This window comes from Oligosphaera ethanolica, from assembly GCF_030814695.1.
GTDB lineage: Bacteria > Verrucomicrobiota > Lentisphaeria > Oligosphaerales > Oligosphaeraceae > Oligosphaera > Oligosphaera ethanolica.
Map to the genome: position 1 here is coordinate 3,569,723 of NZ_JAUSVL010000001.1, position 15,478 is coordinate 3,585,200.

The 15,478-nt window shown below is 52.6% G+C and carries 6 protein-coding genes; 5 read left to right on the forward strand and 1 reads right to left on the reverse strand.

The features are described from left to right. Positions 1 to 453 precede the first annotated feature (453 nt). From J3R75_RS12340 to J3R75_RS12355, 4 genes are read left to right on the forward strand one after another with little or no spacing between them, the layout of a single operon-like run. Complete coding sequence (locus tag J3R75_RS12340) at positions 454 to 945, forward strand: hypothetical protein (RefSeq protein WP_307261952.1); 492 nt, start codon at positions 454 to 456, stop codon at positions 943 to 945. Between the two features lie 45 nt (positions 946 to 990). Continuing rightward, positions 991 to 4,548 carry a helicase-related protein gene (locus J3R75_RS12345; protein WP_307261954.1) on the forward strand — a complete coding sequence of 1,186 codons (3,558 nt, stop codon included), beginning with the start codon at positions 991 to 993 and terminating at the stop codon, positions 4,546 to 4,548. Then, a complete protein-coding gene (locus tag J3R75_RS12350) occupies positions 4,545 to 8,219 on the forward strand; it encodes an Eco57I restriction-modification methylase domain-containing protein (protein ID WP_307261956.1) in 3,675 nt (1,224 codons plus the stop codon). Before J3R75_RS12345 ends, J3R75_RS12350 begins: the two co-directional genes overlap by 4 nt. Before the next feature lie 9 nt (positions 8,220 to 8,228). Then, positions 8,229 to 11,639 (forward strand): helicase-related protein, encoded by a 3,411-nt coding sequence (locus J3R75_RS12355; RefSeq protein WP_307261958.1) that lies wholly within the window; start codon positions 8,229 to 8,231, stop codon positions 11,637 to 11,639. Between the two features lie 136 nt (positions 11,640 to 11,775). On the opposite strand, the gene J3R75_RS12360 is transcribed toward J3R75_RS12355, so the two are convergent. Continuing rightward, the gene (locus J3R75_RS12360) at positions 11,776 to 14,196 is read right to left on the reverse strand and encodes an endonuclease MutS2 (RefSeq protein WP_307261960.1); all 2,421 of its coding nucleotides are present in this window, start codon (positions 14,194 to 14,196) and stop codon (positions 11,776 to 11,778) included. A gap of 404 nt (positions 14,197 to 14,600) precedes the next feature. Between J3R75_RS12360 and J3R75_RS12365 the strand changes: the two genes are divergently transcribed. Continuing rightward, positions 14,601 to 15,428: a sugar phosphate isomerase/epimerase family protein gene (locus J3R75_RS12365; RefSeq protein WP_307261961.1), complete on the forward strand. Its 828-nt coding sequence runs from the start codon at positions 14,601 to 14,603 to the stop codon at positions 15,426 to 15,428. Positions 15,429 to 15,478 lie beyond the last annotated feature (50 nt).

The following is a 15,478-nucleotide window of genomic DNA, read 5'->3' on the forward strand; positions in this document are numbered from 1 at the left end:
GCCGCCAATATGTGTTGTTGTCTCACGCGAAGCCGCGAAGCCGCGAATTTCCCTCACGCGAAGCCGCAAAGAAGCCAAGCTCGGGGCTGCGCCCCGAGCTTGGGCAAGTAAGAAGGAAGGTAACGTTGAGGGAGGCAGAAGCTGAGGGATGCCGTGGTAGGAGTCCAAGGCGTCATGGCGTCCGCAGCGAGTCCAAAGAGGTCAAGGCGTCATTCCTTGGCGTCCATTGCGTCCCCCTGGTCCAATCCATGGGATCATGCCTCATGAGTCTGTGAGTCCTCGCCGCCGCCGCAGCGCGCCACCGCGAAGCGGCAGCAGCGCCAACGGCGCGACCTAAGACAGCCCAGGGCAAGCGCCCGTCAGGGCGCGCCGCCCTGGGTAAGGTCCCCACCGAAACGGAGCCCTGTGAGGGCGGCCTAAAAAAACACCGCAGTGGGCGCAAACGACAAGACGGTGAAGACGTTACAATGGGTTCCATTGCCTGTTTGGCTGCAGTCAGCTGCGCCGACTGCGGCCAAAGAGGCCGAGGAACACGAACACATGTGGCGCTCTACCCAGGGCGACGCTCCGCCTTCGGCGTCGCTTGCCCTGGGCTGGTATGTTTCGCGCTTTCAGCGCTTAAATGCCAACGGGATGATAGGTTTGCCGCCAGCCGGACAAAATGCCGCGGGACCAACGGGTATCAATGACGGACCGATTAGCCGCCAATCTGTCGGGACGCATGGCTGCGCGTCCCTGGCGAGTGCGGCATACCATCGCCGCGAAGCGGCAGAAGCGCTTTCAGCGCTTAAATGCCAACGGGATGATAGGTTTGCCGCCAGTTGGAAAAAATGCCGCGGGAATAACGGCTGGCATGGCGGGCAGGAATATGGCTTCATGGCTAAAAAAATGTGTTTTGGGCGAGGAGAAAATGGTTTGTTGGGGTACCTTATGCAATCGGGTTAGGGGGCTCCCCCTCCCTATGGGGTGATAACATGATTGGAGAGACACATGAGCATTGAACGGCTGCTTGCCTGGGATAAAGAGTCCGTTAACCACATGGGCGCATTCCTCGGTGATCAAATTAGGAACTGCGACAGCATCGATATCCTGACTGGATATTTCTATGCAAATGGCCTGGAGGCGATTACTGAGGCCATCTCCGAGCATCGGGATAAGAAGCTGACGTTGCGGATTTTGGTCGGCATGGATGCGGACATAAGTACCCGTGGGCTGGTTTACGCTTTATATAGTAGAGAACATAAACAGTTCCCCACAGAGCTAATAAAGGATACCCTGCAGAAAATTGAAGCGCAGCTTACCGAGGCGGACGAGAACTACCAATTACCCTATGATGTGTCGAAGATTGAAATTTGTGTCCGAAGGACCAAAGAGAAAAATCATTCCAAGGTCTATCTGCTGGGGGGAAAATCATTTACTTGCGGCAGCAGCAATTTGACTAAGGACGGCCTGAGCAGGCGACATGAATGCAACGTCCATGTGAAGGACCAGGCGCTTACTCGCGAGGTGCAGGATAAATTCGAGGAGCTATGGGCGTCATCACTGCCCATTGACGTTTTTACCGACCAGACCGGTGATGGCGAAGGAACCGGCCCGTCCGAAGACAGCAAAGACACGACAAGGCCATGGACTGTTTTCGATGCCTACATGAAAATCATGCACGAGTACCTGAAGGGAAAGGAGCCGGAGGCAGAGCTTAGCGAGAAAATAAAGAGCATCGTCACCCAGGCGACGTATTTTGACAAAGACGGCAATGAGCAGCCGTTCACATCGTATTATTACCAGACCAAAGGGGTTGCTGATGCGTACAAGATCCTTCAGCAATATGGCGGTGTGATCATCGCGGATGTCGTCGGTTTGGGCAAAACCGTCATGGCTTCGGCGTTGGCCAGCATGCTCGACGGACCGGGTATGATTATTGCTCCAGCACATTTGCTGAAGGGTGAGGACTCCTGGGAAACTTACCTCGGGCGCAAGAATGGCAACGATACGAGCAAGCCTCTTGGATTTGCCCTCACGCCAAAAGGTTGGTCTGCCCATTCCATGGACGAAAGCAAGCTGACCGACCTTCGTGAATTTAAGGCAGCAAGGACCCTGATCATTGACGAGGCGCATAATTTCCGCAATCCGAATACTGCTCTCTATGATGGTATGTCGGCTGCGCTCAACCAATCACCGAAGAACATCATCTTTTTGTCAGCGACCCCATTTAACAACTCACCGAAAGACTTGGAGTCACTGGTGAAGCTGTTCCCTGCTGAAAGAATCCAAAGTGTCCGTGACACGCTCACCAACCACGTTGGAAAGTATGAAAAGGAACTTATAGAATGGAAAAGCCTCCGGGCAGATAAAATCGCACAGCTAAAAAAGCAGGAGACCATTTCGGACGAGATGCTAAAAGACTTAGAGAATTCTGCAGACAAGCTCCAGGCTTTGGGACGCGAAATTAAAAATGTTGTCATGCCCTTGATCATGCGACGCAATAGAATTGACCTGAAGGAGACACCAGAATTCTGGGCAGATATTGCGGGCAAGATGCCGGTAGAGATGCCCCCCGTCAATTTCAGCGTACGTCTGGATGACAGTCAGATTGATTTTTACAATGCCATTCTGCAAAAATACTTTGGGGGCGAATGCCAGTTTGCTGGAACGATATATCATCCACATGATTACACAGAGAGTAAAGGCGACAGAGACTCAGAGCGGCAGAACAATTTGCGTGATATGATTCGCCGCATTGTGGTCGCCCGCTGGGAGAGTTCCCCATACGCGTTCCAAAAAACCTTGGACAAGCTGATTCAGAATCATCGAACCGCCTTGGAGTATTTGGACAAATACGGCGTGTTGATCGGCAATGCGTCAATGATCAAGCAGCTCAAGAGAAAAAAGAATATCACTGAGGGCGAAATCGAGGAGCTGGGTGATAGCGACAGCATTGAAAGCAATACCAGTACCTTAACTTGGGAACAATTATGTGACATGCTGCAAAAGCCCGGAGTAGAGACCATCTACGTTACTGCCGGGATATCCTTAGCCCATCGCGAACAAATTGATAGACTGACTCAAACCGACAAACAGAAAAAACCAACGTTAGTTCTTAACGGCAAATTTCTAAGTGACCTTAAGGATGACGCGGCGCTTCTCGAACAAATTAGACGTGAATTTAAGCCCGCTGATTATTGTGGCGTGGAAAAAGATAAGAAACTTGCCAAAATGCTCGAGGTAGTTGCAGCGATACAAGAAAATGACGATACCTTTTCTAAGATGATCCGAGAGCAAGCTTTCCCAGAAAACCTGAAACTTGACGACACCCAGGAAACGACCAGTGCTGCGAATAATCCCCGCAAGGTCATCATTTTCACTTCCTATGCTGACACGGCTGAATACATTGCCAGTGCGCTAGATCAACAGGGGCGGTGTAGGGACAAGTATCTTTTCTTTGTCGGCTCAACCGATGCAGCCAGGAAAGCCTCACGAGAGGCGATACGTGCCGCTTTCAAGCATGACGAAATGGACGCTCTGAGCACAGACAAAATGATTCTGGTCTGTACGGATGTCCTTTCAGAGGGCGTCAATCTGAACCAGGCACGGGTCGTGATCAATTATGACCTGACTTACAATCCCGTCCGTGTTATCCAGCGTGTCGGCCGTATCAACCGCATTCGCGGTAAGGCCTTTGATAAAATATTCAAGGTTAACTTTTTCCCGACTGACAAAGGTGAGCAGGAAACTCACGTCAGAGATTATGCCGTCCATAAAATGCAGATGATTCACGAAATCATGGGCATGGATGCGCAAATGATATCGCTGGACGAAACGCCCGGAAAGACCCAGCTTGTCCATGCTGGAAGCAGCTGCGAAGCCGATAACGATGAGACAAAAATACGCACGCTTTTTGAGTATGGACTGTTGCTTGAATGTGGGGCTAATCCTCAAACAAGAAAAGAATACCAAGCTGCAATAAATCAATGGCCTGAATTCCAGGGAATAGTAAGTGCAAATCAGCAAGGGATGTACCTGTTTTTGAACAAATTTGGAATTCCGGTGCATTACATTGGTCTGTCTGACAAAGATGACAATAATCATTACAGCCCAAAAAACTGTTATCAGGCATTGCAGGAAATGCTTGGCATGGCTGATGACAAAGATATGAATCAAAAGAAACTTTTTGACACCCGGACATTATTACCCATGAAACCTTTTCTTGATTCTTACGAAGGTATATTGCAAGGGTACACTAATCAAAATATTACACGTGCTCTGACAGAGCAAGAAAAAAAGTATGGTCGTCTATTTGCGGAGAATGAGGATCAATTAGATGCCTTATTCCCAGGCAATTCCGGCATCAAAAAAAAGATTCTGGATTATTTTATCAATCACTCACCAAAATTTGTTAAGCAGATGATTAAAGATATCAAAGATGGTAATAAGCAGTCAATTCTTGACTCTCTGCCAAAAGACTTTGAAACGAAACAGGCACAAAAATATGAAATTACTTTTGTAGCCACCCTGGTTTCTCCTATCACTGCACAAGAGGTTAAATCATGAGCAACGACTTAGACATTTCAATTTACACCTCCTTTCAAGCAAAACCCAGCCAGAAAGATCGTGCATTTGCAGGATTGAACGATTTTCTCTCAGAAAAATGTCGTGATTTTTTACCATATAATGATCAACTGCAAGCATTTAACAAAGATAATAAATATGGTTTTGCATATCTCAATAAAATTGGCTGCATGCCATTGGATAGTGACAAGGCCTTTTATGTATACTATGTCCGTATAAATGGAGATTTAAACGAACGATCATGTCGACGAAATCAGTACGAATTTGCAAAGGAAATCATAGGTTTATCCAAAATTTTTCAATGGAATGCATGGATGGTAAACAAGGGCAAAGAATGGACAATCTCGAAATATGCCTTGTTTATTTTCGCGGATGAACATAACCGCTTCCGCTTCAGTTTGGTGGAAGTCCTGAATCCTAACGAGGAGGCGCCTAAACGCTATCGGCGTTACACGTTCTTTGTGGACCCGGCGCAGACTAACCGCACCTTCAAAGAGCGCATGGCCAAGCCGTGGACGTCATTCGAGGACCTCAAAGACGCATTCTCGGTGGAGAGACTGAGCAAGGAATTCTTTGACAAGTACAAGGAGATCTATCTGAAATTTGTCGCGGCGGCGAATGACGAACCGACTACGCCTGGACATTTTAAAACTGCATTCCCTGAAAATAGTGATAAGGCCATTCGCGACTATGTCAAGAAAATGATGGGGCGTTTGGTTTTTCTGCAGTTCTTACAGAAAAAGGGCTGGCTGGGAGTGAAGGAAGGCGACGCATGGGGCACTGGAGATAAACAGTATCTACTCCATCTCTTTCACTCAAAGCCTGAAAATAATCGAGGAAATTTTCTTGAAGAGGTTCTTGAAAAACTTTTTTTTGAAACCTTGAATATTGATCGTTCAGCCAGTGGCGATTTGGCAGATGATGTATTGTCTTCTGACTATGACTACGCCATCCGCATTCCGTATCTAAATGGTGGTCTTTTTGACAAGGACGAAGCAGATAAACTCACGATTAAGTTTGTCAGTGCTGCCAGGCTGTATCAGGAATTGTTTGACACATTTGAACGCTTCAACTTCACCGTCGATGAAAATGCTTCCGATGACGCAGACATTGGCGTTGACCCGGAAATGCTTGGGCATATCTTTGAAAATCTGTTGGAGGACAATAAGGACAAGGGCGCATTTTATACTCCAAAGGAAATTGTTGAGTATATGTGCCAAGAGTCCTTGATTGCCTATTTGGGTGATACACCGGCCATTCGTCAGCTCGTTCAGAATCAGGACGCTGCTGAGATTGCTGCGGTTGACAAACCCGCGTTGCTGGAAAAACTACGGAGCGTGAAGATATGCGATCCCGCCATTGGTTCGGGCGCTTTCCCAATGGGCCTGTTGAATCTTCTGCTCAATGTGCGTTCCGCGCTTGAAGACATGGAGGACACGTCTGCGGCGCGCGTCAAGGCCAAACAGGATATTATCCTCAACAACATTTACGGCGTTGATATTGAGGCCGGCGCCATAGACATCGCTCGACTGCGCTTTTGGCTGTCCATTGTCGTCGACGCCCAAGCGCCAATACCCCTGCCATACTTTGACTATAAATTCATGCAGGGAAATAGCCTGCTTGAGTCTTTTATGGGCGTCGATTTGAGCAGGATTGATCCTATTAGTGGCAATTATCGGCCCATGGAATACTCCAATGTTGCAAATCCCACTATGGTCGCGGAAGGCAGTGCCACCAAACAGCAAATATTAGACATTTACGATGAAGGAACTACTGTCTGCAGTATTGTTTTTGATATACGGCAATACTATTCTGAAGCTCATGCCGATAAACGGGAAAAACTTCGCGAAGACATTCACCAGAAGGTACTTACTTTTATTAATAAATCGGTCGACAACAAATTCGATATAACAGCAAGTAAACGAGAAGAGATTAAACGTATAGCAGCAGAGGTAAAACTGGGAAATGCACCCTTTACACTTTGGCATCTTTATTTCGCCGACGTGTTTGCAAAAGGCGGCTTTGATATCGTGATTGGGAATCCACCGTACGTATCAACAAAAGGGCGTGATCTCAACGATAATGCGAATTTAGAAGATGCGTATGGCTTTGCTGATGACCTCTATTCTCACTTCGTTTTTCTGGGCTATAATTTGTTAAACGACAATGGCATTCAGACCATGATTACCTCAGATACATATTTCACCACACTGACCAAGAAAAGGCTCCGCGAAAAAATACTGAAAAACACCCTTTTGCAACTTGTGCATTGGGGGCATGATATATTCGAAACTGCAATGGTTTCTACAGCTACTTTCATTTCGCAAAAAAAGCCCCCGGCAAAAAATGATACCCTGAAAATTATTGATGTCAAAGGAAGAAAAGCGCTGTCTGATGCTTCGGTTTTTACTTTAAAGCAAGATATTTTCAACTCCTCAATCAATGGAGCTTTTTTTGTCCCACATAAACTGAATTGCACTATTAATGACAAATTTTTAAAAAAACATGCTGCTTTGCTTGCTGAATGGTGGGATAAAATAGTAACAAGTCAAAAAACCGTTTCAAACTCGAATGATCTTGTTTCATATCGTAAAAATCTTAAAACAGGTAATTGTACTCTTTTAGGCATGGTTTCAGACGGTGGAGTGGGATTACAAACCGGCGACAACGGCCGTTTTGTCGGTGTTTTGTCAACATCAAAAATTGCAAAGCGGATACGTCTATCACGGGTAAAAAAACTGCAAGAATTTAACAAAAAATACCATGCCAGTTTTTCGCTTTCGGACTCTGAAGAAGAAATTTGGAGGCTGTTTGATGGCATTAAGAACAACTATGGCCGCAGGGCATTCGGTAAAGGGTATTTATATCGAATCGTTCCCGATCATTTAATCGCGGATGTACATTCACTAACTGAGAAGGAAAAAGAAAACGGAATTACGTCAGAGCGATCTTTTGTCCCCTATGACAAAGGCGACAAAGACGGCAATCGTTGGTACCTTGAAACGCCTTACGTTATCGACTGGAGTGAAAAAACCGTCTCCTTTTTAAAAACTAACTCTGGAAAAAAGGGCGCAGGAATGCCAGTCGTTCGAAATCCCCAATTTTTCTTCAAAGAGGGTTTTTGTTATAGCGACATAAAAACATTTTTCATACAGTGCCGTGCAAAAGGTATCTCAGTTCATGACGTTGCTAGCATGTCATTTTTTCCTGTTTGTGAAAAATTCCCCTATTATTATCTGATTACTTTAATCAATTCCCATATGACCGCGACTTTGATTTATAGCTTTCTAAATAACACGCCACATTTTCAAATTAATGATTGTCGCATGCTACCGATCATTGTCCCGTCAGAAGAACAGCTTGGTAAGTGCAAAGAACTTTTTAATTCTGCAATTGCCATCCAGAAAGATTATTTTGCCAAGCGCTTGGATAGGACAATGCGTGATGACAAATTGCGAGCCGTCCAAGATAAGGTTGACGCCTTTGTATACGGACTGTACGGCATAGAAACAACGGACTTCCTGAACCACACTAACAAGGTGTATTCGATCAAATCCGACAGCCTTGCCGCCAATCAGAATATTAGCGATAATATCGAAGATGAAGACGAAGACGAAGACCAAGTCGACGCCGCCGACGATTTCCGCAATTGAGTCCCCGCCATGTCCTTATTGATTACTCACAAGCACGGCAAGTTATTGCGTGATCAGCTCTTAGAGCTCTGCAGTCAGAGTTCCGAGATCAAGGTCTTGGTAGGCTTTTTCTATTTTTCGGGGATCAGGGCCTTGTATCAGGCCTTGACGGCCAGTCCCCAGGTCAGGTTGCGGATATTGGTTGGTACCGAGATAGAGATGGTGATGGACCGGGTGGTCGAGTGCATCTTGACCGAGCAGGACGACTTTGGCAATGAGCTGAGCTACTCCGACAATGAGCTACGCGGGCGTTATCTGGCCAGTTTGCGCAAAATGGCCAATGCGCCGGAGTTTGACAAGGAGAGTTTCCATAGCCGCCTGGGCTATTTCATTGAAATGCTGCAGGCCGATCGCCTGGTGATCCGCAAAACCCGTGGAGAAAACCGCGAAAAGCTGTTTTTGTTTGATTTGAGCGGCGATGACGGCCTTCTCAAGCAGTACTCCTGGGTGACTGGCAGCAGCAACTTCACGATGCCCGGGCTGACAACGGAGAGCGACATCGACATCCGTATCAGCGACGAGGGCGGCGAGGACGTCAACGAAGTCTTTGAGGAGCTTTGGCGCAACTCGGTGACGCTGACTGAAGACCCGCCGACCAAGCAGGCGATACTGGACATCTTTGCCAACGAGTCCATGCTGGCGGCGGTGACGCCATTTGAGGCGTATATTCTGGCCCTGCAGAGCTACCTCGATTTGCAGACCCAGGTCAATGCCCCGGAGCGCCTGTGGGCGCTGCTGGAGCGCGCGGGCTATCGCCGTTACCGCTATCAGATGGATGCCGTGCGACAGGCGCTGACCATCATCCGGGAATACCACGGCGTGTTGCTGGCGGACGTCGTCGGTCTGGGCAAGAGCGTGATTGCCAGCCTGCTGGCGCGCGGCCTCGGCAAGCGCGGCATCATCATTGCGCCGCCCGGGCTGATCGGCGAAGCCGGCAAGGCCAAGGGCGGCTGGCGGGACTACAAAAAGGAATTCCACCTCGATGGCTTTGAGATCTTCTCCTGCGGCAAGCTGGATGCGGCGCTGGAATACGTCAATACCGACGGCGACTGCGAGGTGGTGATTGTCGATGAAGCACATCGCTTCAAGAATCAGGACACCCAGGATTACGAGACTCTGAGCAACATCTGTCGCGGGCGGCTGGTCATCCTGCTCACGGCGACGCCGTTCAACAACCGCCCGGCTGATATCTTCTCGTTGCTGAAGCTGTTCATCGTCCCCAACCGCTCCATGATCACCCTGGACAACCACCTGGCCAGCCGCTTTGATACTTATGACCGGCTGTTCCGCCTGCTCAGCGATGTCCAGAAATTCCACCGTAGCAAAGACCCGGCAAAAGTCGTCAAGGCCCAAAAAGCCTACATGCAGCTCTGCAAGATATTCCTGGGCAACATGCCGGACACAGAGGGCGACTTTGACCTCGGGTTGGTACACACGTGGTCAAAGCGGATGTCGCAGGAAATCAGGCACATACTGGAGCCGGTGATCATCCGTCGGAACCGCATTGACCTGCGCAATGACCCGGACTACAAAGACGAGGTCAAGGAACTCTCCGACATGATGCCGCCCGTGGAGCAATTCTTCGAGCTGAGCCCGGAGCAGTCGGCCTTCTACGACCAGGTCATCAATGAAATATTCTGCGAGGACGGCCAGTTCAAGGGGGCGATCTACCGGCCCTTCGCCTACGAACAGAAGCCCGCACAAGAACTCGATGCGGAAGGCAACCGCGAATTGATGCTGCAGACCAACTTGTATGACTTCATGCGCCGCCTGCTTGTCCGCCGCTTTGAGAGCTCCTTCGGTGCCTTTGCTCAGAGCCTGGAGAATTTTCTGACAGTGCATAACAAAGCGCTGACGTTTATCGAGAAGAGCAACAAGTTCATTCTGGATCGCAAGCTGCTGGAACGCATTTACTCGGCGGACGAAGAGGTCATTGCCGAAGCCTTGGGCAACTACGAGACCATGCTGGAAACCCAGGTGATGCCCAAAAACAACAAAGTCTACCTGGTGAACAAATTTGCCCAGAAGGATCAGTTTCTGGCGGACATCCGTTCTGACATCGACTTGTTTGTCATGCTCATTGAGCGGGTCGGGAAATTGTCCCTGGCCACACATGATCCCAAGGCCGCCTGCCTGGCCCGTACGTTGCTGACGGTCGTCAATGGCGTCCACCACGATTTGCCGCCTGCAGACGGCGAGCCCGTGCGGAAAGTCATTGTCTTCTCCGAATACATTGATACCATTCGGCACTTGACCAAGTACCTGGCGGACAAATTGCCGGGCAGATGCATTTCTGTGCAGGGCAATGTGTCGGCGGGCCAGGCCGACGATATCGAAAAGAATTTTGACGCGGCCTACAAGGGCCGCCAAGAAAATACCTGCCAGGTCTTGCTGACGACGGACAAGATGTCAGAAGGGCATAACCTGAATCGTGCTGGGCTGGTAATCAACTACGACATTCCCTGGAATCCTACGCGCGTCATCCAGCGGGTGGGCCGCATCAACCGCATCGGCAAGAAGGTCTTCCAGAAGCTCTCTATCTTCAATTTCTTCCCGACGGAACAAGGCGCCGACATCGCCAAAAGCCGGGAAATCGCCGCGGCCAAGATGTTTATGATCCACAACTCCATCGGTGAGGACGCGCAGATCTTCGACATTGACGAAACGCCGGCCGCGTCCAGTCTTTACCAGAAGTTGCAGCAGAATCCAGAAGATAGCGAGCACGAGAGTTTTCTGACCAGCGTCAAACGGGAACTCGACCAGGTACGCCGTGAGCACCCGGAGCTGTTCGCGCGAGTTCAGCATCTACCGCCGCGCATCAAAACCGCCCGGGCGGCGGACAAGGAGTCCCTGATCCTTTTCAAACGCAAGGGACTGGGTTTATTCAGCCTGTACGTGGAGGACGAAAAGGAGCTGAAGACGACGTCCATGCCAGTGGAAGACGCCTTGAAGATGCTAAAATGCCCATTTGACGAACCACGCCTGGAGCTGGGGCCGAATTTCTGGAAGGCCTATGCCGCCGCCGGCAGCTACCAGCAGGAGTTTCTGCAAGGATCAGGCGGTGGCATGTCCATTGAGGTGCGTGCGCGCAATAACGTCATCTATGGGATGAGCAGGTGTGAGCGGGAAAACAAATTTGAGCTGCTCGCATTCCTGCAAACGCTGCTGAAGGATATTCGCCTATACGGCTCGCTGCCCGATTACACCCTGCGCAAATTGGCTACCTATGACCTGGCCAAGAAGGGCGATAAGCTGCCACAATTCCTGGAAACGGTCGCCGCACTCCGGGAAACACTCGGGGCAGACTACCTCGAAAATCTTAAAAGGCGGATATTCTACCGCAAAAGCGATATCATCATCGCCGAGGAAATGCACCCATGACTGTTGCCTGCCACAAAGCTGCTGACGCTGAGCCGAAACGGGATAGGTGGGGGAGCGCGAGGGGGAGGAAAGGGCCATCGGCCCTTTCCTCCCCCTCGCAAAACCCAACTATGCTTTTCGGATGAATTCCGTCTTTTCACCTTCTGAGGGTGACGATAGTGCAGCCGGCGCCGCCAGGGTCGGCGTTATCTTTACCGAGGCGGAAGGCGGTGACGGCGGGTTGGGTACGGAGCCAGGTGTGGATGCCATTGCGGAGGCGGCCGGTGCCGAAGCCGTGGACGACGCGGATTTGGTCGAGACGGGCCATGAGCGAGCGGTTGAGGAAGTTTTCGAGCTGATCGATGGCCTCTTCGACGCGTTGGCCGACGAGGTTGATTTCGCTGGGGGTGTTGCCGCTGACGCGTGGCTGGGTGACCTTGACGACGGGGGCGGCGGGTGGTGAGTCGGCTTCGCGGGGGCTTTCGAGGTCGGCGGTCCGCATAGTGAAGGTGACGCCATTGACATCGAGGGCGACCTTGGCGCCGTCGTCGAAGAAGCCCTCGATGACGCCGTGGGTGTGCAGTTTTTCGATCCAGACCTTTTTGCCGGGAGCGAGCTGGCGTTTGGGGAGAGGTCGGGCGGGGGGCTGTTCGCTGCTGATTTGGAGACCGCGTTGGAGGCGCTGGGCCTTGTCGCTGAGGGCTTGGCGCAAGGCGTCGGTATCGGGTGGCGGTGGCGTCTTGGCGGTGGTGGTTTGTGCTCGTTTGGCCTGTTCGCGGAGCGAGCGGACGAGATTTTCCATTTCGCGGCGGGTATTATCAACGAGCGCGCTGGCCTGTTGGTGGGCGTCGTGGAGGAGGCGTTTGCGTTCCTTGCGGAGGTCATCGAGTTCGGCTTTGAGGGCATCGCGTTTTTGCGTGAGGTCTTCCTGGGCGTCCTTGATTTTTTCGGCGTGGGAGGAGATTTTGCGCTGATCGGCCTCCATGCGTGAGAGCACATCTTCGAGACGCAGGTGGTCATGTGAGAGCATATCTTCGGCGGCTTTGAGGACGGCCGGGGGCAGACCGAGACGGCGGGCAATGAGGAGGGCGTGGCTGGCGCCGGGTCGGCCGACGTCCAAGCGGTATTCGGGTTTGAGGGTATTGACATCGAAGCGGACGGCGCCGTTGATCATGTCGGCGTGACTGTGGACGAAGTTTTTGACCAGCCCGAGGTGGGTGGTGGCGATGGTGAGGGCCTGACAGCGGGCGAGTTCGCCGAGGATGCCGCAGGCGATGGCGCCGCCTTCGACGGGGTCGGTGCCGGAGCCGAGTTCGTCGAGCAGGATCAGCGAGCGGCCCTGCTTGGCGGTATTGAGGATGCCGCTGATATTGTTGATGTGGGCGCTGAAGGTGCTCAGACTGGCCTCAATGGACTGCTCGTCGCCGATATCGGCCAGGACCTGGTCGAAGACGGTGAAAAGACTGTCCGGCCCGGCGGGCACGGGAAAGCCGCTTTGGGCCGCGAGCACCAGCAGGCCGATGGTCTTGAGAGCGACGGTCTTGCCGCCGGTGTTCGAGCCGGTGATGGCGAGGATTTTTTTGCCGCGGGGGAGCTCGAAGTCGAGCGGCACCACGCTGCTTTCGCGCTGTTCCTTGCGGAATTGCGCCAGGAGGAGCGGGTGGCGGGCGTCCTTGAGCAGCAGATAGCCGCCGAAGCTCGGCAGCACGCAGTGGTTCTGGATGGCCCAGCGCGCGACGGCGTTCGCCGCGTCGAGCTCGGCCAGAATGCGCTGGTTGAGCTGGATGGCGCTGAGTTGCTCGCGGACGCGCGCGCTGAGGGCGGCGAGAATGCGTCGGACTTCGTCGCGTTCGGCGGCGCGGGCGGCGACCAGGTCGTTGCCCCAGGGCAGGGTCGCATTGGGCTCCACGAAGAGCGTCTGGCCGCTGTTGGAGAGATCGTGGACAATGCCCGGCAGGGCGTTGCGCGCTTCGCGCTTCACCGGGATGACAAAGCGGCCATTGCGGGTGGTGACGAACTTTTCCTGGAGGGCGTCGGCCTGTTCGCTGCTTCTGACCATGGTGTCGAGGAGACGCTGGATGCGCTGTTCGAGGGCCATGGCGCGGCGGCGGAGATCGCGGAGGGTGTCGCTGGCGGCGTCGAGGACCGAGCCGTCGTGGTCGAGACTGCGGTGGAGGGCGTCGCGCAGGGGCGTGCAGGGGTCGATGCCGGCGGCGCTGCGGCGGAGATGCTCGTAGGGCAGGCATTCCTTGCGGCTGACGAAGGCGTGGACGTCGGCGCTGTTGTCGAGCAAGGAACGGCAGGCGACGAGTTCGTCGCCGCCGATGACGGCGCCCTGCGGGGCGACCTCGCGGAGAATGTCATCGAGGTCTTCACAGCGCAGGGACGGGATGTCCAGCGGCGAATTGCGCAGGGCGATCATGTCGGCGTAGAGGCCGCGGCGCCGTTGGATTTCGGTTAGGGCGGTCTGCGGGCGGGTGCGGCGGATGATGGCGGCGCCGGCGGCGCTCTGCGCTTGGTCGGAAATGAGTTGTAGCAGGCCGTCGAATTCGAGGACTGCGTAGGTGTGGTCGTTCATGTAGTTTCGCGAGGGTTGGTTTTGCGAGGGGGCGGAAAGGGGCATTGCCCCTTTCCGCCCCCTCGCGCTCCCCCACCTATCCCATTTCGGCTCAACGTGTTGCGGCTGCCGCTCCGCGGCTGCCGCAACACGTTGAGCGTCAATAGGTGAGGGCGGAGGTTGAACTTATATCCGCTATTTTGCGGCGGTCATGTTTATTTTCTTGCAAAAAGTAAGCCGGGCGAAAGTTGTCTCGACAGGCAAAAATCGCCTGGGCTTAATTGGATGCGCTCTGCCTAATATAGCCCGCGTGGGCATTGACGTCTGCCGGCAGGGGGTTACCTTGAAAGACTGACGCAGAAAAAGACCTGCCGGAGTTTGTTTTGTTGCTGGTAAAAAGTGCTAACCATTTGTGGAGAAGTGTCATGCGTATTGGTGTGATTAACAGCCTGCGGCCTGAGCGCGAAAACTGCATTTTTGACCGCGTGCGCGATATGGGACTGAAGACCTGCCAAGTGAGCAGCTGGAATTCGGCCTATCTGAGCGCGGAACTGGCGGCGAAGGTGGTGTCGCAGAGCAAGGCGAGCGGCGTCGAGCCCTGTGCATTCTGGGCTGGGTATTGTCCACCCGCGAAGTGGAATTTCACTGAGGGGCCGACGACGCTGGGGCTGGTGCCGCGCGAGTACCGCAAGCAGCGGGTGATTGATCTGAAGCGCGGCGCGGATTTTGCGCGCATGATCGGTGTGCGGGCTATTATCACGCACTGCGGGTTCATTCCGGAGAACATGACCGATCCGGAGTACCAGCCGGTGATTGACGCGATTGGCGAGGTGGCGGCGTACTGCAAGGAGCGCGGGGTGGAATTCTGGTTTGAGACTGGCCAGGAGACGCCGGTGGTGCTGCTGCGGGTGATTGAGGACGTGGGCACGGGCAATCTCGGTATCAATCTGGACCCGGCCAATCTGCTGATGTATGGCAAGGGCAGTCCCTGCGATGCGCTGGAGGTGTTCGGTAAGTACGTGCGGAATCTGCATGTGAAGGACGGGATGACGCCGACTAACGGTCGCGAGCTGGGCCGGGAGGTGCAGGTCGGGAAGGGTATGGTCAATTTCCCGCGGCTTATTCCGAGGCTGCGCGAGCTGGGATTCGATGGGGAATTCATCATCGAGCGGGAGATCCGCGAGGGCGAGGAGCAGAAGCGCGATATCCTCGAAACCGTCAGGAACCTACAGGCGTGGTGGGACGGGAAGTAATTTTTTTTATCCACAGATTACGCAGATTGACGCAGATTTTTTATTTCTCA